The 20673-nt window shown below is 61.3% G+C and carries 26 protein-coding genes; 8 read left to right on the forward strand and 18 right to left on the reverse strand.

The window, feature by feature from the left end; all coding sequences use genetic code 11:
• Window positions 1–131 precede the first annotated feature (131 nt).
• From CLG94_RS06210 to CLG94_RS06245, 8 genes are all read left to right on the forward strand, one after another.
• The gene (locus CLG94_RS06210; RefSeq protein WP_107561987.1) at window positions 132–1769 is read left to right on the forward strand and encodes an ABC transporter permease; all 1638 of its coding nucleotides are present in this window, start codon (window positions 132–134) and stop codon (window positions 1767–1769) included.
• A gap of 116 nt (window positions 1770–1885) precedes the next feature.
• The gene (locus tag CLG94_RS06215) at window positions 1886–2953 is read left to right on the forward strand and encodes an ABC transporter ATP-binding protein (protein ID WP_432264759.1); all 1068 of its coding nucleotides are present in this window, start codon (window positions 1886–1888) and stop codon (window positions 2951–2953) included.
• Window positions 2954–3478: 525 nt separating this feature from the next.
• Window positions 3479–4585, forward strand: coding sequence for an FAD:protein FMN transferase (locus tag CLG94_RS06220; RefSeq protein ID WP_107561988.1), 1107 nt, complete (start codon window positions 3479–3481; stop codon window positions 4583–4585).
• Window positions 4586–4629: 44 nt separating this feature from the next.
• Window positions 4630–6075, forward strand: coding sequence for a hypothetical protein (locus tag CLG94_RS06225; protein ID WP_239993145.1), 1446 nt, complete (start codon window positions 4630–4632; stop codon window positions 6073–6075).
• A 112-nt stretch (window positions 6076–6187) separates the two neighbouring features.
• Window positions 6188–6736 carry an FMN-binding protein gene (locus CLG94_RS06230; RefSeq protein WP_107561989.1) on the forward strand — a complete coding sequence of 183 codons (549 nt, stop codon included), beginning with the start codon at window positions 6188–6190 and terminating at the stop codon, window positions 6734–6736.
• Window positions 6736–7236 (forward strand): Aq_1264-related membrane protein, encoded by a 501-nt coding sequence (locus tag CLG94_RS06235; RefSeq protein ID WP_193450637.1) that lies wholly within the window; start codon window positions 6736–6738, stop codon window positions 7234–7236. The genes CLG94_RS06230 and CLG94_RS06235 overlap by 1 nt, the downstream gene beginning before the upstream one ends.
• A 25-nt stretch (window positions 7237–7261) precedes the next feature.
• The gene (locus CLG94_RS06240; protein ID WP_107561991.1) at window positions 7262–8410 is read left to right on the forward strand and encodes a multicopper oxidase domain-containing protein; all 1149 of its coding nucleotides are present in this window, start codon (window positions 7262–7264) and stop codon (window positions 8408–8410) included.
• A 167-nt stretch (window positions 8411–8577) separates the two neighbouring features.
• Window positions 8578–9402 (forward strand): class I SAM-dependent methyltransferase, encoded by an 825-nt coding sequence (locus CLG94_RS06245; RefSeq protein WP_107561992.1) that lies wholly within the window; start codon window positions 8578–8580, stop codon window positions 9400–9402.
• A 258-nt stretch (window positions 9403–9660) separates the two neighbouring features.
• On the opposite strand, the gene CLG94_RS06250 is transcribed toward CLG94_RS06245, so the two are convergent.
• The 18 genes from CLG94_RS06250 to CLG94_RS13415 are packed head-to-tail and all read right to left on the reverse strand — an operon-like array spanning window position 9661 to window position 20665.
• Window positions 9661–10005, reverse strand: coding sequence for a gas vesicle protein K (locus tag CLG94_RS06250; protein ID WP_107561993.1), 345 nt, complete (start codon window positions 10003–10005; stop codon window positions 9661–9663).
• Entirely contained in the window at window positions 9977–10705 is a 729-nt protein-coding gene (locus CLG94_RS06255) for a GvpL/GvpF family gas vesicle protein (RefSeq protein ID WP_107561994.1), read from the reverse strand. The genes CLG94_RS06250 and CLG94_RS06255 overlap by 29 nt, the downstream gene beginning before the upstream one ends.
• Before the next feature lie 3 nt (window positions 10706–10708).
• Window positions 10709–10918 carry a gas vesicle protein gene (locus CLG94_RS06260; protein ID WP_107561995.1) on the reverse strand — a complete coding sequence of 70 codons (210 nt, stop codon included), beginning with the start codon at window positions 10916–10918 and terminating at the stop codon, window positions 10709–10711.
• Window positions 10908–11711, reverse strand: coding sequence for a GvpL/GvpF family gas vesicle protein (locus CLG94_RS06265; RefSeq protein WP_107561996.1), 804 nt, complete (start codon window positions 11709–11711; stop codon window positions 10908–10910). The genes CLG94_RS06260 and CLG94_RS06265 overlap by 11 nt, the downstream gene beginning before the upstream one ends.
• Window positions 11711–12325, reverse strand: coding sequence for a hypothetical protein (locus CLG94_RS06270; protein ID WP_107561997.1), 615 nt, complete (start codon window positions 12323–12325; stop codon window positions 11711–11713). The genes CLG94_RS06265 and CLG94_RS06270 overlap by 1 nt, the downstream gene beginning before the upstream one ends.
• Before the next feature lie 4 nt (window positions 12326–12329).
• A complete protein-coding gene (locus CLG94_RS06275; RefSeq protein ID WP_107561998.1) occupies window positions 12330–12704 on the reverse strand; it encodes a response regulator in 375 nt (124 codons plus the stop codon).
• Window positions 12701–14845 (reverse strand): CDC48 family AAA ATPase, encoded by a 2145-nt coding sequence (locus CLG94_RS06280; RefSeq protein WP_107561999.1) that lies wholly within the window; start codon window positions 14843–14845, stop codon window positions 12701–12703. The genes CLG94_RS06275 and CLG94_RS06280 overlap by 4 nt, the downstream gene beginning before the upstream one ends.
• Complete coding sequence (locus tag CLG94_RS06285) at window positions 14845–15801, reverse strand: ArsA family ATPase (protein ID WP_107562000.1); 957 nt, start codon at window positions 15799–15801, stop codon at window positions 14845–14847. Before CLG94_RS06285 ends, CLG94_RS06280 begins: the two co-directional genes overlap by 1 nt.
• A complete protein-coding gene (gene hsp20, locus CLG94_RS06290) occupies window positions 15798–16313 on the reverse strand; it encodes an archaeal heat shock protein Hsp20 (RefSeq protein WP_107562001.1) in 516 nt (171 codons plus the stop codon). The genes CLG94_RS06285 and hsp20 overlap by 4 nt, the downstream gene beginning before the upstream one ends.
• Before the next feature lie 16 nt (window positions 16314–16329).
• A complete protein-coding gene (locus CLG94_RS06295; protein ID WP_107562002.1) occupies window positions 16330–16623 on the reverse strand; it encodes a gas vesicle protein in 294 nt (97 codons plus the stop codon).
• A gap of 9 nt (window positions 16624–16632) precedes the next feature.
• The gene (locus CLG94_RS13875) at window positions 16633–16848 is read right to left on the reverse strand and encodes a double zinc ribbon domain-containing protein (RefSeq protein ID WP_333783539.1); all 216 of its coding nucleotides are present in this window, start codon (window positions 16846–16848) and stop codon (window positions 16633–16635) included.
• Entirely contained in the window at window positions 16832–17164 is a 333-nt protein-coding gene (locus CLG94_RS06305) for a gas vesicle protein GvpG (protein WP_107562004.1), read from the reverse strand. The genes CLG94_RS13875 and CLG94_RS06305 overlap by 17 nt, the downstream gene beginning before the upstream one ends.
• Window positions 17165–17175: 11 nt before the next feature.
• Window positions 17176–17919, reverse strand: a complete 744-nt coding sequence (locus CLG94_RS06310; RefSeq protein ID WP_107562005.1) for a GvpL/GvpF family gas vesicle protein — start codon at window positions 17917–17919, stop codon at window positions 17176–17178.
• Window positions 17920–17938: 19 nt separating this feature from the next.
• Window positions 17939–18691, reverse strand: a complete 753-nt coding sequence (locus CLG94_RS06315) for a GvpL/GvpF family gas vesicle protein (protein ID WP_107562006.1) — start codon at window positions 18689–18691, stop codon at window positions 17939–17941.
• The gene (locus tag CLG94_RS06320) at window positions 18684–19727 is read right to left on the reverse strand and encodes a GvpL/GvpF family gas vesicle protein (protein WP_161954057.1); all 1044 of its coding nucleotides are present in this window, start codon (window positions 19725–19727) and stop codon (window positions 18684–18686) included. The genes CLG94_RS06315 and CLG94_RS06320 overlap by 8 nt, the downstream gene beginning before the upstream one ends.
• Before the next feature lie 5 nt (window positions 19728–19732).
• On the reverse strand, window positions 19733–20134 hold the full coding sequence (locus CLG94_RS06325; RefSeq protein ID WP_239993146.1) for a hypothetical protein: 402 nt from the start codon (window positions 20132–20134) through the stop codon (window positions 19733–19735).
• A gap of 29 nt (window positions 20135–20163) precedes the next feature.
• Window positions 20164–20484, reverse strand: a complete 321-nt coding sequence (locus tag CLG94_RS06330; RefSeq protein WP_107562008.1) for a hypothetical protein — start codon at window positions 20482–20484, stop codon at window positions 20164–20166.
• A 13-nt stretch (window positions 20485–20497) separates the two neighbouring features.
• The gene (locus CLG94_RS13415) at window positions 20498–20665 is read right to left on the reverse strand and encodes a hypothetical protein (RefSeq protein ID WP_193450639.1); all 168 of its coding nucleotides are present in this window, start codon (window positions 20663–20665) and stop codon (window positions 20498–20500) included.
• Between the last annotated feature and the right edge of the window lie 8 nt (window positions 20666–20673).

The raw sequence follows: 20673 nt of genomic DNA on the forward strand, positions 1-20673 counted from the left end.
AGTCATAGAAACCGAGGAGGTCTTGAACGGCTTGATTCGTGCCTTGCGGGATAATTCAGAGCCTTCAGTCTTCAGCCTTCAGCCTAAACACCTGAGTAGTTACCATCTAACAACATGGTGAAGCGCAAGACATGGCCGGCAGCGACGTGCGACGCGTAGGCCCGAGACAGTTCGCCACGCTGTGGCGGTCGCAGGCAGTGGGGCTTCAGCCTGCAATCGCCGCCGGGACGGCCCTGATTATCCTTCTGACCGCCTCTCCCTTGGTCAGTCTCTTGACTTCTGCCTTCACCGGAGGGCCGAAGGCTTTTTCGATCCTCATGAACAGCTCCGTACTTTCGCTGATCGCGCGGACTGTGTTGCTCGCCACCCTCGCTACGTTGTGGGCTATAATCCTTGGGTTGCCACCCGCCTGGATCCTCACCCGCACGGACATCCCGGGGCGACGTTTTCTCCGGATCGTGGGGGTCCTGCCGCTGGCGATCCCCCCATACATCGGCGCCTTTACGTACATCACGCTGCTCGGTCCCGTCGGGTGGGTCAATAAGATCTTCCAGGCTATGGGTACCAGCGGGCCGATCGTGAACATCTATGGCCTGTGGGGCGGGGTCCTGGTGCTCGGCCTGTTTACCTATCCGTACATCCTCCTCATTGTCGGCAGTGCCCTCAAGGGAAGCGATCCGGCTCTCGAAGAAGCGGCCAGAGCCGCAGGTCTTGGGCCGTTTGGTATCTTCCTTCGGGTCACGTTCCCCCTGCTGCGCCCTAGCCTCCTGGCCGGAGCGCTGCTGGTCTTTCTCTACGCCCTCTCGGACTTCGGCGCCGTCTCGTTGCTCCGGGTCGACACCTTTACCACCGAGATCTTCCATCAGCTCAATACCCGCTTCGACCAGCGGAATGCGGCCGCCCTCTCCATTATCCTGGTCATCCTGACGGCCGTGGTCCTGATGGCCCAGCGGAAAAGCTTGGGCCGCCGCGGTTTCGTCCAGCGGCGAAGCGGTGTCAGACCACCCACCATCTACCCTCTCGGGCGATGGAAGGTGCCGGTCCTTTGCTGTACCTATCTCATCATCGCCGGCTCAGTCTTTCTGCCGGTTGCGCTACTCCTCTACCAAACCGGCTCACCGATGAGCTTCCTGCGCACGCTCATCGCCGGCCACCGCTATCTTTGGAACAGTCTCTGGACGGCGACCGTGGCGGCGACGGCGGCATCGGGACTTGGGCTCTTCGTCGCCTACCTTACCCAGCGCCGAAAGGGGTTGGCGCCGCTCATCCTCACGTCCGCGACCCAACTCGGGTATGCCATCCCCGGCACAGTCCTTGGGCTGAGCCTGATCCTCCTCTACAATGCGTACCTGCCATGGATCTACGGAACCGCCGCCATGGTGATCATCGGCTACCTCCTGCGGTTTCTCCCACAAGCGGTCCAGGGTAGTACGGCCGCGATGATTCAGGTCAATCGGAACCTGGAGGAGGCGGCCCGTAGCCTTGGCCGGTCCACCTGGCAAGCGCTTCGAGAGGTCACCATCCCCCTCATCCGACCGGGGATTGCAGCAGGATGGATGCTCGTCTTTATCTCTTCGATGAAGGAGCTGGCCGCCACGCTCCTCCTCCGCCCGGCCGGGTTCGACACCCTGTCGGTCAGGATATGGATCGCCTCCATTGAGGTTGATTACGCCGGGGCTGCGGCGACCTCACTGATTCTCATCGCCATCACCGCGCTCCCCCTCTTCCTCATCAGCCGACTTGACGCCACCGTCTCACAGCTCGATTGAGCGCAGCGATGGATAACGGGGCGGGAAAGATGACAGGAGGGATCGTGGCGGCAGGAACGAAGGTCATCCCGCGTGAGACAGCAGTGAATGCCGTGCCGATCTCACCACCGCGTCCCATGGTTATCCGGCTCGATCGGGTGAGCAAGCACTATGGGGACGACACGATCCCCGCGGTAGAGGAAATCTCCTTCTCCGTTGAGCGAGGAGAGATCCTGGTGTTGTTGGGACCGAGCGGCTGCGGAAAGACCACGACGCTACGCCTGATCGCCGGGTTTGAGGCCCCTGATAGCGGGCGGATCGAGATTGGTAGCCGAACGGTAGCCCACGACACGATCTTGCTGCCACCGGAGCAGCGAGGCGTGGGCATGGTCTTCCAAGACTATGCGCTCTTCCCGCACCTGACAGTCCTGGAGAACGTCGCATTTGGCCTACGCCGCTATAATGCGGAGCAACAACGGAGCCGAATCGCGGAGGCGTTGGACTTGGTAGGACTCTCAACCCTTCAGGGACGGTACCCGTATGAGCTCTCCGGCGGGCAGCAGCAACGGGTTGCTCTGGCGCGTGCGCTGGCCCCCGGCCCGCAGGTCGTCTTGTTGGATGAGCCGTTCAGTAACCTGGATGCCGATATGCGGACGCAGATACGGGAAGATGTCCACTCGATCCTCCGCCAAGCCGGGACTACCGCCATTTTCGTGACCCATGACCAGGAGGAGGCGTTTGTCATCGCCGATCGTGTTGGGGTACTGAACCATGGGCGCCTGGAGCAGCTCGACCATCCGGAGGCGATCTACCATACGCCGGTCACCCGTTTTATCGCTCAGTTCGTCGGTTCGGCCGATTTCATCCCCGGCCTCGTCCAAGGCGAGAGAATCACCACGGAGCTGGGCACGTTCCCGAACCAGCAGGGGCTTTCGGTAGGGCAGGCGGTGGAGCTGATGATCAGGCCAGACGATATCGACCTGATCCCCGATGAGGCGAGCGAGGCGACCGTGATCACCAGGCAGTTCCGTGGCCCAGACAACCTCTATTGCGTGCGCCTGCCATCCGGCCAGAAGATTCACAGCAGCCAGGGTTCAACGAAGCTCATCGAGCCGGGGACCAGGGTCACCGTAAAAGCCAATCCGACCCATGTGGTCTGTTTCGATGTAACAACTCAGGTGGATAGGCTGAAGGCTGAAGGCTGAAGGTTTTGATGGGTAACGCAGTGATCACACAAAACCGTGGACATGCGAGTTGGCTAATGAACGACCGCGCAGCAAGCTGCGGGGTATCGTCTTCTGTTCTGGCCCGTCATTCCGTGCTTGACACGGAATCCAGTCGGACCCTCTGGATACCGGCGCCTGCCCCGGACTCCGATCCGGGGTCCACCGGTATGACGAACTCGCGGCAAGCCGCGGGGTATCAACCCTTAACGAAATGAAGTCGCGATTTGAGGAGATAAACTGAAGACGAGCTTTTAACGGTTCCAAGATTTCACGGAATAAGAGAAGGCGACTCCACCGCTCCCTGCTTGCCGGCCGGCGCGGTGGAGTCGCCTGACGCCTCGGATGGCCATTGTGTCAAGCGACCCCATGGGGCCTTTCCACTTTTGGCCTTCCTGGCTTTGTGATTTTAGCAACCTCCTGAGGAGAAGTCTAGTTTCGTTTCACTTAGAAGACACAGGGGCAACCGTAAAATGGAGGGGAGAAACTTGAGGGAGGGATTTCCTTATGGCTGAACGCGATCTGCAGATCCTTGACGAGTTCGGCCTCCGCCGAAGACGCTTCCTCCTGGCGATCGCCGGAGGCTTTGTGGGGACGCTTTTCGGGTCCCTCTCACCCGGAAGAGCATGGGGCAGATCGAGGATGCAGACACTCACACTCGGCCGTCTACTGATGGGCACGGCCGTGGAGATCGAGGCAAATCATCCTGACCTCTCGATCGCCAGGGAGGCGATTGAGACCGGCCTGCAACGAATGGTGGACGTCGATCGTCTGATGAGTATCTTTCGGTCCGACAGTGAGATCGGTCTGGTGAACCGTCTGGCCGCCACACTCCCTGTCTCGGTCGGGGAGGAAACCTTCGGCGTACTGACGGAAGCTAAGGATATCGCGCTGATGAGCGGTGGCGCCCTTGATGTCACCATCCACCCGTTGATGCAGCTCTGGCGCCGCGCGACGCAGCGAGGCCGCCTTCCATCATCGCGGGAGATTGAGGCAGCCCTCGGTCTGGTGGCCCATAGTGGCCTTTCCGTTGATCCCAACAACCGCAGCGTTCAACTACAACAGCCTGGGATGGGCATCGATCTGGGGGGCATCGCCAAGGGCTATGCCGTTGACGTCGCGGCGGAGGCTCTCGCGAAGCAAGGCGTTCACAGTGGTTTGGTCAATGCTGGGGGCGACCTCCGAGTTGTCGGCCGCAACCGGGATGGGGGTATCTGGAGGATCGGCCTGCGGCATCCTCTCGCGCCTTCGAGGCTGCTGCTCTCGGTTCTGGCCGAGGATGAGGCTGCGGCGACATCCGGAAATTACTTTCGCTACTTCACTGTCGGCGGGATGCGTTACGGCCACCTATTACACCCTCGAACCGGAACGCCAGCAGATAGCGCGCTGAGCGCGACCATCATCGCAAAGAGCGCCATGCGCGCCGACGGCCTGGCGACCGCCGCCATGATCCACGGGGCAGGCGCAATGGCGTTCATACAACGCGTGAGCGGGGTCGAAGGGATCGTGGTCAACCCCCTCGCTCGCCATCCAGGGAAGGTCTCGGTTCAAATTACGCCGGGACTTCGTGGCCGGGTGGAGCTTCTGGATCGCTCGGCAGAACTTGAACGTTGATCCACTGACCCAAACAGGCGTCGAGGAACCTAAAGGAGGAAGACATGAACATAAAACTGTTGCGATGTTTCATGGCTGCATTGATGGTCTGGATGGTCTCGCCCAACATGGCGGTCGCGGCGGCCCCATTGGAGGATCTGGAGAGGCAACTCAAAGATCTTCAGACGCAGATCGAACGGCTTAAGCAGGACAAGGTAGAACAGGATCGAAGGGTGCGCGAGATCGAAACCGCTCAGAAGGAAAGGGCTGCCAAGGAGGCCGAGGCTCAACAGGAGCAGGCGAAGCGGAGAGAAGAACAGGAGCGAAAGACCGTCATCCTCGGCGAAGAGATGGAGACGCTCAAGAGCAAGATCACCCTACCTGAAACGATCGAGTACAAGAGCCTCTACGGCCTGGGTCCGGCAGCCTCGAAGGTTTACCAGATGCCGAGAGGGCTGTCAATCGGCGGCTACGGCGAGGCCAACGCCAACTTCTTCGTCGGCGATAATGAGGGACCGGACAAGAAGAGAGATGTCGGCGACCTCGCGCGCTTCATCACCTATATTGGGTACAAGTTCTCGGACCGGATCATCTTGAACTCAGAGATCGAGTATGAGCATGCAACGACCAGCACAACCAAGTCCGCCTCCTCGGGCTCGGTCTCAGTAGAATTTCTCACCTTGGACTTCCTCCTGACTGAGCGGGCAAACATCAGGGCGGGACTACTCCTGATGCCGATGGGATTCATCAACGAGATGCACGAGCCCACAACCTACTTCGGCAACCTCCGCCCGGAGGTGGAGCGGCGGATTCTCCCGAGCACCTGGCGGGAGCTTGGGGTGGGGCTCCACGGCACGATCCTGCCGGGGCTGACCTACCGGACCTATGTCACAAACAGTCTGAACGCCAAGGGCTTTTCCAAGAGCGATATCCGGAGCTCCCGCCAGAACGGGAACCGAGCCCTGTTTGAAGACTTCGCCTGGACCACGCGCCTCGATTACACCCCGATGCCGGGCCTCCTGCTCGGAGGGTCGGTCTTCTGGGGCGATACCGGACAGGATCAACTGTTCGCCGGGAAAGAAATCGCTGCAAACCTCAGGCTCTACGAGTTCCATGGCCAGTATCAGTATCGAGGGCTGCAACTACGCGCGCTGTTCGCCCAGGGGCACATCAGCGACGCCGATGTTCTGAGCACTGAGCTAAAGACACCCATCAGCCGGCGTATCGTAGGGGGTTACGCGGAGGCCAGCTATGATATCCTGCCGCTGTTCTTCCCTGGGACCGACATGTCGCTGTCTCCGTTCTTCCGATTCGAGCGGCTCAATACCCAGGCTGATGTCCCATCCGGCTTCACCCCCGACAGATTACAGAACACCACAGTGATCAACACGGGCCTGAGCTTCAAACCGATCCCCAACGTGGTGCTCAAGCTCGACTACCGGAACATGGATGGGAAAGGGCCGGGCCAGATCGCCGACGAGCTCAACGTCGGCCTCGGCTTCATCTTTTAGCCGAAGCCGGGCAATCCTGAGAGTTGGGTGAGGCGGGGGAACCGAAGAGTGACCAGTTGGTCGCCTCGCGCCCCCCTCACCCCATCCCTAACGCTGTCAAGGAGATAAGGTTATGCGCACCCTGGCCGGCCTGACCTTACTGCTCGTCTTGCACCTCTGCGCACCCGTTGGCCTCCTCGCCAAGGTGTTTTACGCCAAGGACGAGGCCGTCAAGGCGGCGTTCCCAGAGGCTGACATCATCGAGAAGCAGACATTTTTTCTGACAAACGACCAGAAAAAGCAGATCGAGACCCTCGCACGCACGCCGCTAGATTCCAAGCTTGTGACGATGTACATCGGAAAACGAGGCCAGAAGCTACTCGGCTATGCAATGATTGACGTTCACACGGTACGGACCCTGCCGGAGGCTGCCATGGTTGTGCTCTCCCCGGAAGGGCGGGTGGCCTCCACACTAATTCTAGCCTTCTATGAGCCACTGGAATACCTCCCAAATGAACGCTGGCTCAAGCAGTTCGATCAGGCAAGGCTCACCCCGGACCTCCGGGTGGGAGGAAAGATCGCGGGGATCACCGGGGCGACCTTGACGGCTCGGGCTATGTCTGAGTCGGTCCGTAAGGTTCTGGCCCTCTACCAGGTCTTGATCGAAAAAGGAGGGCGCTGATGCGTTTCGTCGTCACGGGGGAGTGGACCCAGAATCGCCTCCTTCGTCTCATCATATTGTGGTTTCTCATCTACAGTGCAGGCCTTTGGCTGACCAACACATTACTCTTCTTGAATCAGATGGGGCTTCGTTACGAGTCCGTCGTCGCCTTCTACCGGGGATCCGAGACGCAGTATTTGCTGCCACGCAGCTACAAGGTCTTGCTCGAGATCAGTCATTTCCATCTCCTGGCAATGGGCATCTTCATCTTGACGCTGAGTCACCTGGTGCTATTCGTGCCCCTTACGCCTCGAGTCAAGTACTGGCTGATCCACCTGACCTTCCTATCCGCGATTTCAGACGAGGCCGCGGGCTGGCTGACCCGATTCGTACATCCCCTCTTCGCCTATTACAAGATCGGGGCTTTTGTTCTCCTCCAGACAACCATGGCAGTACTGATTATAGCTGTCCTACTCGCTGTGCGCCTGAAGGCGCGCAGTGCATACACAGAGGACGTTTGAAAAACTTGAGATCAGGAGGGATATCATGAACAACTCGCGACAATCGTTTACCTACTACCGGTTGGGTCAATACCAGGGATTGAAGGTTCTCTTACTGCTGTTCGTCACGATGCTGATTGGGTGTACATCCGCCATAGCTCAACAGACCCGCACCTATCGCATCGCGGCTATCGAGGTGGACTGGGATTACGCGCCGACCGGCATCAACCAGATCAGCGGGAACGCGTTTGGAGAGAGCGAAAATGTCTTTGTTCAGAGCGGCAAACAGCGGATCGGCAAAGTGTACCGCAAGGCGGTCTACCGCGAGTACACCGATGCCGCCTTTACCGCCGCAAAAGCTGTCGCGCCGCAATGGGAGCATTTGGGTGCTCTGGGCCCCGTCATCCGCGGGGAGGTTGGTGATACCATCCAGGTTGTCTTCAAGAACATGACCAGCTTTCCCACTAGCATCCACCCGCATGGCGTCTCATATCTCAAGAACTCCGAGGGGGCTCCGTACAACGATGGGACCTCTGGGGCCGACATGGCTGACGATGCTGTCCCCTCTGGCGGGACCCACACCTATATCTGGCAGGTTCCAGAACGGGCAGGCCCGGGCCCGATGGACGGAAGCTCCGTCCTCTGGATGTATCACGCCCACACCGATGAGCCGGCGGACACGAATACCGGCCTGGTCGGGCCGCTCATCGTCACACGCAAGGGAAACGCAAACCCTGACGGTTCCCCCAAAGACATCGACCGGGAGTTTGTCACGCTGTTCACCGTCTTTAATGAGAACGCCAGCCACTATCTGGAGCACAATGTCAACCACTTTACCGGCAAGCCTAAGAAAACGATGAAGAACCTGGATGATCCCGAGTTTCAGGAGAGTAACCTGATGCACTCCGTCAACGGCTACGTCTATGGCAACTTGCCTGGATTAACCATGCAGCAGGGCGAACGCGTGCGCTGGTACGTGCTGAGTATTGGAACTGAGGTCGATCTGCACACGCCGCACTGGCATGGCCAGACCGTCCTCTGGATGGGGAGTCGCATGGACATGGTGGAGCTCCTCCCGGGGAGTATGAAGACGATCGACATGGCACCGGACAACCCGGGAACATGGTTGTATCACTGCCACGTGAACGATCACATCACCGCTGGGATGATGGCGCTCTTTACGGTCACTGAGTAGCCAGAACGCTTTGGAATGACAGGGATAAAGGTTTATGAAAATGTCAGGAGAAAGACAAATTGTCCAGGTCAAGGCCTCATGGGCGGAGTTTTGCAAAACACACCTCACACGCCTGGTCGAAGAATAGATTATAACGTTCCCCAAAAACTAGTGTAATGGAGATACCGATGGCCGCGAAACGATCGACGCAATCAACGGATTTGCCGGGCAGCGAGTTGGATCCGGCGAAAATGCCGGGTCACTGGCTCCTTGCCCGACTTGGCAAGCGCGTCTTGCGCCCCGGAGGTCTCGGTCTAACGCGAGCGCTGCTCGATAGCTTGGCGATCGGACCGGACGACGACGTAGTCGAGTTCGCACCCGGCCTGGGCGTGACGGCGCGTATGATCCTGGAGCGGAAGCCTCGGCGCTATGTGGGCGTCGAGCGGGACGCAAAGGCAATGCAGTGGACGGCCCGACAACTCCCCCGCAGCCCGAATGTATCAGTTATCGTCGGCGCCGCAGATCAAACGAATCAACCTGACGGCTCGGCATCGGTCGTCATCGGCGAGGCCATGTTGAGCATGCACACCCAGGAGCGAAAGCGCCTGATCGCGGCGGAAGCGTTCCGGCTCCTGCGTCCTGGGGGCCGCTACGGCATTCATGAGCTCGCTGTTGTTCCCGACGATATGCCGGCCGACCAAAAGCAGGAGATCGACGGTATGTTGTCGTCGGTGATCCATGTTGGCACCCGCTCCTTGCCAGAACACGAGTGGAGGGCCCTGTTGGAGGGAGTCGGATTCCGCGTCGTAGCGTCCGGATACGCGCCGATGCACCTGCTGAGGCCGCGGCGCCTAGTCCAGGATGAGGGGGTATTCGGAGCGCTGAGGCTCGCGAAGAACCTCCTACTCGATGGCGCGGCGCGGCGACGGGTAGTCGCGATGCGACGGGTGTTCGAGCATTATCGTAACAACCTGAGCGCGATCTTCCTCATCGCGCAGAAGGGTCTGGATTGAACCGGCCTAGTAGCTCTGTTGTGCGCATGGGTGGTTGGGGTATGGCGCGTTGATACTCCGCCCGCTGTATGAGATGTGGGGAAAAGGCTGGGAGCACCGATCTCCTCGGTCCTCACGAGCCCTATGCCCATGAGATCCCGACCCCACTAGTCATTCGGGAGGATGTAAAGTTAGAGTACGGTGAGCGCCGTCCCACCGTTGGATGGGCTACGCTATCGAGATGTCAGGAGAGAGCTATCCGTTGACGGGTTGGCGTGATCACATCAGGTCCCCGAGCGGCCCGAGCGACAGGTTGAGGTCGTCCTCGGCGAGGCCGAAGTGTGCCCGGAGTTCCACCATCTTCTCCTCCAGCCGGATGAAGGTCACCCCCATCCGCTCGATCTCCTCGGAGGTGAGGGAGCCCCCCTCCATCCTTCGAAGGGCCTGACGCTCGAGAAGCTTTCTGAGGAGTTCGATGAGGGTGAGCACGAGCTTGGCCAGCCCCTGCTCGACCTTCTCAGGGTCGGCGTTGATCCGTCTCGGCAGGGCCTGGGTGAGCTGCTCCAGCTCCCCCTCAAACTCCGCCAGAGAGCTCTCAGGCGCCGAGAGTGTCTTTGGTTTCATCGTGGGCTCCGTTGACGAAGTGGTAGGGAGGCCAGGGGCCGGTGAGGAGGAAGCTAAGGCGGGGAAACTCTTCCCGGATCTTTGCCACGCCTTCACGGAAGGCGTCCACTCGATCCCGCTCCACCAGATAGGCCCCGGTGAGAAGCAGCCGCTCTGTGGGGAACCGCTGGAGCCGGCTTTCCCCAGCCAGGGAGGGGAAAGAGGCCTGGAGCTCCTGAATCAACCGCTCCCCCGCCGCTCGAAACCTAGCCCGATGCCGCTCCTCCGTAAGCCTCCTGTGGAGGTATTCCGTTCCAGGGCCTTCATCGCTAGTCTTTTGATCCACCGCCGTGGCGGAGTCACCAGGCGGTTCCCAGAGCACCCTGAGCCCCAGCTCCACCTTTCCTGTCACCCGCTCCAGCGCAGAGCGGAATGGCCGAGCGCGTTCGTTGAGGAGCGCGATCGCAGCATCCTCAGTTCTGAAGAGCGTGTTGAAGCGGGCGGGAAGGACAGGGCGGGAGATCATCACCTCCTCTAGCACCGTCTCGTGGAGGGTCAGGTGGTCTTCGTCGACGGGCCATAGGGTGAGCGGCGACCGGCTGACCACAGCGGCTAGGTCCCCCTGCGGAACAAGGAAGACGGGACGCCTCCCGAGCCCAACGATCTGCTGTAACAGCGGCGGGGGGAAGGCGACGATCCCGTAAAGGTAGATCCCCTCCATGGCTCACTCCTCGACGCTCTTAACACCCCATTCCCTAGCCGTTTCCACAGAGCAGAGGAGGAGCCGGAGACCAACATAGATGAGGTCCACATCGGCTACGGATAGGGTCACATCCCCCGCTACCACGACGCCCTTGTTGAGGAGGCGGTCCAGCGTCTCGAGGAGCGTGACCTGCCGTTCCAGGCTGGAAGCAGGCCGGCCGTTATCCTTCATCGTCAAGCCTCGGGACAAAGTGGTATGGTGGCCAGGGGCCCGAGACAACGAGCCTGAAGGCTTCTTCGGCATGGCTCTGGTTCCACTGCTCCACCCCGGAGAGGAGGTCCTCCACTCCCTCCCGCCTCACGAGACAGGCCAGATTAAGCACGATCCTCTCCCCCTCTCTGGCCTCGGGGAGGATGGAAGGATACTCCACCAGCTCCACCACTTTCCCCCGGAGGGCCTCCAGCGCCTGACTGGCAAGCGCATCTTCACGCTCCTGGGATTTCGTCGAGGCGCTCTCCTCGATTTTTCTCTTGAGGAAGAATGCCAGCCCGGGCGGTTTAGTGCTTGCCTCGCGGGCCAAGGCAAGGAGCGCCGCATCGTTCTTGAGCACGGCGGCTCGAAGGGCCGTCCGGTCCGCGAACCCCTTCACGCCCCACTCGACCTTATCTCTCAGGAACTCCAGGGCCTCTTGGATGCGCCGAGTATTCCTCCGAATGACCGACCGGATCGTCCCCGCGTCAAGGAAGATAGTGCCAAACCTCATCGGGAGAAGCGGACCCGTGGCCAGAGCCGACTCCACGATCGACTCGTGAAGGCGCACTTTCTCCTCCAGCCAAGAGGGGTCCTCCAGGTTGCGGCGGAGAGCCTCCTCCCCGAACTCGGTCAGGGGGACCGGGCTGGACAGTGCCACGATCCCGTTCTCGGCGATGAGGCTCAAAGGAGAGTGCCCGTCGATTCCCATCATTGGCGGCAGGTCTCCGTGGGGGGAAAAAGCATAGAGGTACCAGCCAATCTCGGAAGGCATCAGCGCTCCTTTGCGTCCCACAGTGGGAGCCGATCGATGAGAAACTCCACCTGGATTCCCTCTGGCAGGAGCCGATCCACTTCGTGCATCATCCCCAGGAAGAGGAGAGCCACTTCACCCTCCTCCAGGGTCTCGGCAATCCGCTGGGCGATGAAGGTGTCCCGCGCCTTCAGGATCTCCGCGCTCTCAGCAGCGTAGCTCCGCTTGGCCTCTTCCCGCTCGGCGTCTGTCTGGGCCTCGGTGATCTGCTTAACGTGGGCGTACTCTCGAAGTAAGAGCTCTGGTGACTCGGTCCCAATCAGCTTCGCCCCCTTGTCAACCAGCTCAAGGACGATCTGGTAGTTCTTACTCCCCTGGGCTGCCACACCCCGCGCAATCTCCAGCTCTTTCCCCGAGACGGGCAGGCCGTCCTGATAGATCCTGACCCGCTCCCACGGGAGATTCCTGATCAGGAGCTTCGCCCTGATCCCCTCCCAGACATCATCAATGACCCGTCGGCTCCGCTCCCAGCTTTCGACCCCGAATCGTCTGATGGACTCCTGCCGGAGCGCCTCCGACTTGGACCCCATATCCGCCATGGTGTGAATGATGGGGACGTAGATGAGCCGCCTCATCGCGCTAACTGCAAGCTCCTCCCCCCACCTCTTCGGCGACGATCCTGAGCAGTCGGTTGGGATCGAACGGCTTACCAAGGAACTCCCTCACCCCGAGGGCCATGGCCTCCCTGACTCGCTGGGCTGTCCCGTGAGCGGTAAGGACCACCACCTTGACCGCCTCGGCCCGTTTTCGGAGCCTTCTCAGGATCTCCAACCCATCCATCTCCGGCATGACCAAATCCAGAACGATGAGGTCGGGAGGCTCTAGCTCCACGAGGGCCAGGGCCTCATGGCCGCTCCTGGCCGCCACCACCTGAAATCCCTCCTGCCCCAGGCTCTCAGTGAAGAGCCGGCAGAGGTCCTCCCCGTCATCCACCAAAAGGATCTTCCCCCTCACCTCGCTCCTCCTTTCGCCAGGGCCTTCAGGGCCTCCTCAAGATGAGCCATCTTCAATGCGTAGTTCCGAAAGCCCGGATCGCTCTCCCATGGGTGAGCCTCCAGGTACTCCTCGATGGCAAACATCGTGGCTCTCCGGCAGATGGCCTCGATGTCGGCGCCCGAGCGGCCCTCGCTCTGCCGTGCCAGCGCAGCCAGATCCACATCAGGGGCCAGGGGTTTGCCTCGGGTGTGGACCCGGAGGATCTCCAGCCTCGCTGCTTCGTCGGGCAGTGGTAGCTCGATAAGGAGGTCAAACCGCCCCGGACGAAGCAGGGCGGGGTCCACCATATCCAGCCGGTTCGTGGCGGCGAGCACCACCACGCCGCGCAGTTCCTCGATCCCGTCCAGCTCCGTGAGGAGCTGGCTGATCACTCGCTCCGTCACGTGCGAGTCTCCTCCCGACCCTCGCATCGGGGCAATGGCATCGATCTCATCGAAGAAGATCAGGCAGGGAGCCGCCTGCTTGGCTCGTTTGAAGACCTCCCGGACCCCCTTCTCCGACTCCCCCACCCACTTGGACATGAGTTGAGGCCCCTTGACGCTGATGAAGTTCGCCTGGCTTTCCGTGGCTGCGGCCTTGGCCAGCAGGGTCTTGCCAGTCCCCGGGCGACCGTAGAGGAGGATCCCCTTGGGAGGCATAGCCCCGGCGTGCTTGAAGAGGGGAGCGTATTTCAAGGGCCACTCCATGGTTTGTTGTAGCTCCTTCTTGATTTGCTCCAAGCCGCCGATCGCCTCCCAACGGACGCTGGGGACCTCGATGGTAATCTCCCTGAGGGCGGAGGGCTCCACCTCCTTGAGGGCCTCTAAGAAGTGGGCCCGGTTGATCCTGAGCTCCATGAGGGCCTCAAAAGGGATGGCGCCCACCTCGAACTCGATCTGAGGGAGGAGAGCGCGCAGCGCCGCCATGGCCGCCTCCCGGCAGAGGGCCTCCAAGTCCGCGCCCACGAAACCGTGGGTGATCTCGCTGAGCTCCTCAAGGTTCACATCCTCGGCCAATGGCATCCCCCGACTGTGGATCTCCAGGATCTCCAGCCGACCCTTCTTGTCCGGGATCCCGATGGTAATCTCCCGATCAAAGCGGCCTGGCCGTCGAAGAGCCGGGTCAAGGGCGTTGGGGATATTGGTGGCCCCGATGATAATCACCTGGCCCCTCCCGCGGAGGCCATCCATGAGGGCCAGGAGCTGAGCCACCACCCGCTTCTCCACCTCCCCCACCACCGTCTCGCGCTTGGGGGCAATGGCGTCTATTTCGTCGAGGAAGATGATGCTGGGGGCCTGACGTTCCGCCTCCTCGAAGAGTTTTCTGAGCTTGGCCTCCGATTCTCCGTAGAATTTGTGGATCACCTCCGGCCCGCTCACCGCGAAGAAGCGGGCGTCTGTTTCGTTGGCCACAGCCCTGGCGATGAGCGTCTTGCCACAGCCGGGTGGGCCTAGGAGCAGCACTCCTTTGGGCGCACCAATCCCCAGGCGTTCGAAGACCTCTGGATACTTCAGTGGGAGTTCGATCATCTCCCGGACCCGCTGGATCTCCCGGCGGAGCCCCCCGATGTCCTCGTAGGAAACCTTCGAGGCCTCCACAGGGCCCTCGGGCTGGCGGACGCGGAGCAGAGTGGCGGCTTGGACGATGACAGGCCCTCCGGGCACGGTTTCCAAAACGGTGAACTCCTGAGCCGTGGTGCCGAGGATGGTGGCCCGGATCCGGTCACCGGATAGCATCGGCAAGCCCTCAATGAGCCGGGCGAGGTAGCGGGTGTCCCGCTCTCCCTTGGTCGGACGCATCGGGGAAAGGGGGGAAAGGGTGAGCCTCGCCGCCGGCCGGGCCGAGACCTTCGTCACTGTCACTCTCTCGGCCAGTCCCACCTGAGCGTTGGTCCGCGTGAGGCCGTCCACCTGGACGATCCCCTTCCCCCGGGCTTCTACGTAGGCTGGCAGGAGCTTGGCCACGGTCTGGCGCTTCCCCTGGATCTGAACGATGTCGCCCACCTCGGCGCCAAGGGCCTTCATGTCGTCAGGATCAAGGCGGGCGAGCCCCCGCCCTACGTCCTTGGGAAGGGCTTCGGCCACCCGGAGGGTGAGGGTTTTCGGAGGCCGCTCTTCCATCACGCAAGGCCCCGATCCGTCACGACCACGGGATCCGCGCTGAACCACTGGATGGGAAATAGAATCTCCCTGAGCCGCTGGAGGCCCTTGACCTGCTTGGGACGCGCCAGCAGTTTGAAGATCGTGAGCTGGGGGAAGGCGTGTTCACACTCCTGAAGCAACCCTCGCTGCTCCTGCCACCGCTCGCAGCAGAAGGGGCAGGCCCCGCCCTCCGAGGAGACCACGTGGTTCACGACCAGGCGCCGAACGGGGATCTTCAGGCGGTCGAGCTCCCCGACCAGCCGCTGGGTCTCGGCAATGGCCATCGTCTCCGGGATGGTGACGACGACGAACTCACAGCGGGTGGGGTCGCGGAGAAGCCCTTGGATCTTCTTCACCGCCCGCTTCATGGTGAAGAGGAAGTCATCCGCGGGCTCGTGGATGTCCCGTCGAGCCAGGCGGGAGACGACGTAGCGGTACTTATACCGCATCCGGGCCAGGACCCGGATCCACTCATCCAGCAGCTCGGGGAGGGCCAGCAGGCGCAGGGCGTGGCCCGTGGGGGCCGTGTCCAGGATGTGGAAGTCGTACTCGCCCCGATCCATCAGCTCCACCAGCTCTTTAAAGGCCATCACCTCGTCGAGCCCGGGGATGGAGAGGGGGAAGAGGTCGTCGATATCTCCCTCGTCCAGATAGGTCCCGGTTTCCAGAATGCGCTTGATCTCCTCGCCATGCTCCTCCTTGAACTTCAGGAAGAGCCGCTGGGCCGAGATTTCCAACGCCGAGAGGTTCGCGACCCCTTCGATCTTCTGAACCTCAGGGCCGATCTCCAGCTCGAGACAGTCGGAGAGGGAGTGGGCCGGGTCGGTCGAAACCAGGAGCGTCCGGCATCCAGCGTCGGCGAGCTGGACGGCCGCGGCCGAGGCACACGTGGTCTTACCGACCCCCCCCTTGCCGCCGAAGAGGATCAGCTTCACGCGCTCTTGCCGGCCTTAGCGACAGTGACCTCCAGGATGCCGTTCCGGTAGGAGGTCTTCAGCGATTCCTGCTTTCCCTTGGCAGGGAGGAGAATCTCTTTGCTGTACTTCCGGTCCTTGCCCTCGGCGGAGATGGTGAGAATGTCATCTTTCAGCTCTACCCGGACGTCACCGGTATCCACTCCGGGCATCTCGGCAATCACTCGGATGGCCTCGTTCTCATCGAAGACGTCTACCAGCGGCTCCCGCACCTCCTCGACCACGGCCCCCGCTTCGCCCTTCTTGATGTTGCCGAAGGTCTCGACGGTGGGTTCGCCCCCCAGGCCGACCTTGACGTTGAAGCCGTACACTCCTCTCAGATCTTTAAGCCGCCCTTTCCCCCTGAGCTCCCCCGTGCGAGTCGTCTCGGTCTTCCCCTCCGCCTCCATCTCCTTGAGGAGCTCGATGAGGTCGCCAATTCCCTTGAAGAGGTCGCCGAGGCCGAATCCCGCTCCACCTTTTCGCTCTGTCATATCTTCCTCCCATGCCTTACCCGCCGAGGCGGGCCTCAAGTCGGTCAAGCCGCTCCTTGAGTTGATGGTTCTCCTCTTCCAGGACCCTGGCCTTCGAGGAGAGGGCGGGGTCGCTCTGCCACCAGTCGATTCCCATCTCCTTGGCCTTCTCCACCGAGGCGACCAGGAGCCGGATCTTGATGGTCAACAACTCGACGTCGGCGAGGCAGATCTTGATGTCGCCGGCGATGACGATCCCCTTGTCGAGGACCCGTTCCAGGATGTCAGCCAGGCTGGTGGTCTGGATGCTGTGGGGGATGTTCTGTGGCATGTCGTCCCCCTACCGTCCCACTCTGGCCGGCTCGACCCTCGCCCCGCAGGACGGACAGAACTTGTAGTCATCCTTGTAGATGTACCGCCACGTTCCCCCGCACTCGGGGCATCGCCGTGTTAACGGCTCCCCGCACTTCGTGCAATGCTTGAGCGCCCCCCACGTCGTCTCCCCACACCCCGGACACTTGAATGACCCTACCATAGCGTTACACCTCCCCTTCATGCGGGGGCCCACCGCTGCCAGTCACGGCATCGCCCCCACCGGTCTCCGCAGGGCCTGGCACCGCCTCACCTCCCGCCAACTCCACCTCTTCGTCGGCCTGCCGGACGGCATTGAGCCTCGCCTCCCATTCCGCTGCTTGCACAGTGTACTCCGCCTCGCCGATCTCGTCCATCTCGTAGAGGAGTTGGAGTTCCAGGAGCTTTTCCTGGATGTACCCCTCATCGTTCTGCTCCCGGTCGGCCATCTCGTGGATCTTCTCGAAGACGCCGATGAGGCCCTTGAAGGGGAGCGCGATGAGATCGTCAATGAGGAGCATGAATTCCTCTCCTAGACCTGAATGACCAGGTTCACGAAGTTGAAGGGGGGGAACCCCCCCACATACTTGAACCTGACCATCTCCCGATACCGCTCAGCCAGCTCGTCCATTCTCCGATCAAAGGCCGCCTCCTGGTCCCGGTCTATCAGGAAGGCCGCATTCATGATCATCCGCTCCCCCAGGAGCCGATTGGTCAGGCGGAAGTCGTGACAGGCCCCCTTCAGCGCCTCCACGATCTCCTCCCGGACTCTATCCTTCTCGACCTTAAGGGCCGCCTCCACCATCCTCCCAACCTCGACAAGCTGCCAGTGGGCCTGCTGGGGAGGCAGTTTGGCGATGGCCTCTTTCCGCCTCCGGATCTCCCCGTATCGCTCGAGAATCTCTTGGTATATGAGCGTTTCGTTGAAGATCGCCTTCACCCCCACCTCCACCTTTCCGCGCATCCGCTCCAGGAGGCCCCTGAACTCGACATACTCCCGCTCCAGGATGGCCCGCACCCTCGCTTCGTTCTCGGCAATAGTGCAGAATCGGGCGGGCAGGACAGTATGGCATTTGAAGACGGCCTCAATGGCCCGCTCGTGAACCAGCGAGTTCTCCCGAGAGACGGGATAGCGCATGACGGGGGAGTCGCTCACGATGGCTGCAATGTCGCGATACGCGATGGCGGTCAACTCATCATCCCGGCCGCCGATTCCTAAAAGGCCGAAGCTCTCCTCTCGAGCCTCATCCGTGACGCAATAGATGTACTTTCCCATAGAGGAAATCCCTTCTGAGTCACTCGTCAGGGTGGAGGATGATGTTGACAAAGTTGTAAGGGGGGACTGGCCCCACGTAGGCGAACTTCACGCGTTCCCGGTATCGAAGGGACAGCCGCTCCATCTGGTCGTCGAACTCCTTCTCCCTGGCCCGATCCACCAGGAATGCAGCGTTGAGGAACATCCTGTCGCCGACGGTCGCGTTGAGACGGTGCTCCGCAGCCAGACGCCTCAATACCCAGAGGATCTGCTCTCCCTCCCCCTCCTTCTTCGCCTCCAGGGCGGCCTGGACCATCTTGCCGATGGCGATCCGCTGAGGATGGGTCTGACGGGACGGCTGCCTGGCGATCTCCGCCTTCAGATGCTTAATCGCCTCGTTCTCATCCACGATCTCCTGGAAGAGGAGATCCATCTCCCGCCAGAAGGCCTTCACCCCCAGCTCCACCTTCCCGTCCAGGTCTCGCAGGAGATGTTTCAGTTCCTGGTACCGCCGCTCCAGGAGCTGCCGGATCTCCTCAGCGTTCTGGGCGACAGTGCAGTATCTGACCGGGAGGACAGTATGCTCGTTCATGACTCGCTCCAGTACCCGCTCATGGGCCAGGAGGTTCGCCTTGCTGACCTCATACTTGCGCAAGGGTGCAGTACTCATGACCGCGCTGAGATCCCGGTAGGCGATGGTCTCGACCTCCCGGCCGCCCAGGCCGATGGGGCCGAAGTTCCTTTCCTCGTTGGTCCCGATGATCGCATACAGGTACTTCCCCTCCTCACGCACCGGCGGGCTCCTGAGACAATTGAAAGAGTTTTACTGCCACAGTGTCCAGGACGTCTGGCGCGCGAAAGGATGAGCCCACCTGGCTGTATTCCCCCAGAAGCCGGTAGGCCCGCGTCACCGCCTCGAATGCGCCGTTGGCCTTCTGGCCGACCTTGCCCCCATCGGAGATAAGGTCTGGATGGCACTGCTGGACGAGCCGCCGGTAGGCCTCCTTGGCATCCTGAAGGGTGGCCTGTTCCCCCAGTTCCAAGAGCCGCCGCGCGGAGTCAATCTCCTCAAACTCGAATGACCTGACCTCAACGGTGGCAAAACTGTATGGGGGAAGTGGCCCCACGCAGCGAAAATCGATGGCGTTGTCGTATCGGTTGTTCAGCCGCTCCAGAGCCTTGCCGACTTCTCCTTCCCTGTCCCTGTCCACCAAGAAGGCGGTGTTCAGGATCATTCGATCGTCCAGAAGAGCATGAGGGCAGAGGCCGTGGGCCAAGGGCTTGAGGGCTAGGGCGATCTCAGCGCCCAGGGCCTCCCGTCGCTGATCCAGCCGGACCTTGACCATCTGACCGACTCTGATCCGTTCTTCCGTGGTCTCCTGCGGGGACCGGTCCGCGATTGCGGCCCTGTTCTGCCTGATCTCCGGCTCTTCGCCGATCTGCCGTAACACCGAAATGAGGTCGCGCCACTGGGCCACCAGGTTGAGCTCAATCTTCCCCTCCATAGCCTCCAGGGCGGCCGTAAGCTGGGGGTAGCCTGACTCCAGGATCTTCCGCACCCGGGCCTCATCCCGAGCCATAGTCCCGAACTTCACGGGTACCACTGTCTGGCGCTTCATGACCTGCTCGAGGACGACCTGATGGGTGAAGAGGTATGGGATGACCTCCTCCTTCTTCATGGACTTGTAGGCCCGGATAGGAGTGAGGCTGACGAGAGCTGTCAGACCGCGATGGCAGACGTCTGAGACCTGACGCCCATCGAGGCCGATCAGGCCGGAGTCTACCTGCACGCCATTCCCGAGAACACAGTAGAGGTGGAGGGCTTCCATAATTATCATCCCTTCGCTTGGACGAGTGCCTGGACAACGCCCTTGCCGCGGCACGCCAGGCAGGGGAGCTTGCTGTTGGCCTCAATCCCGCTGCCCCGGCACTGGCGGCATTCGGTGAAGGGCTCTTTGACGGGGACGACCCCTTTGCCCCGACAGACAATGCAAGTAATGTTGGTCTGGGGATTGGCCTCACCCCTTCCACCGCAATAGGCGCAGATGATAGCCGGTGGGTCAACTTCCACACTGCCTGCACCCCGGCAGACGGGGCATTGGATCCCCTTCGAGCGGGGGAGGACTCCGGTCCCGCGACAGAAGGCGCAGGAGAAGATCCTCCCCGGGACGACCTCTCGCCCCCTCTTTGCGGCCGTCCCCCTCCGCCAGGAGCCCCACTCCATCAGCTTCATCATGATACCCTATCCCCTCCCCAGTGATCTCATCAGTAGTTCATGGAGAACGTTTTCCACTTCTTCGCGGGGGCGTTCCGCGCTGTTGCCGTTTCCCCTGCATTGCTGGGGCGTTCTGACTGAGCCGGCCGCTCCAGGTCCTCCATCTGCCGATGGATATCAGAGAGACGCTTCTGGATTCCCTGGCTGCGCTTGGCCAGGAGGGCCGCCTCCTTGTCGAGCCGCCCCTTCTCCACCCGCAGCATGTAGAGCTCGAGGTAGGTGGACCCCTGCCTCCGGGGTATGGCGCGCTGGCCGGTGGTGTGCAGGCTCCGGATGTCCCGGAGCCCAGTGACGTCCGTGACCCCTCTCATGGCTGCCTCCCGATCACCGGGCGCTCTCGCGCGCGGAGAGTAGAAGCTGCTTCTTCTTGCTGGCCCCCACCACCTTCAACTCCACCAGTTGGCCGGCCTTGAGCCCCACTTCCAGCCGGATGTTGTTGGGGATGGAGAGCTTCCCATCGGCGTCTACCTTTGCAAAGGCTCGCATCAGCATCAGAGCCA

This window comes from Candidatus Methylomirabilis limnetica (genome assembly GCF_003044035.1).
GTDB lineage: Bacteria > Methylomirabilota > Methylomirabilia > Methylomirabilales > Methylomirabilaceae > Methylomirabilis > Methylomirabilis limnetica.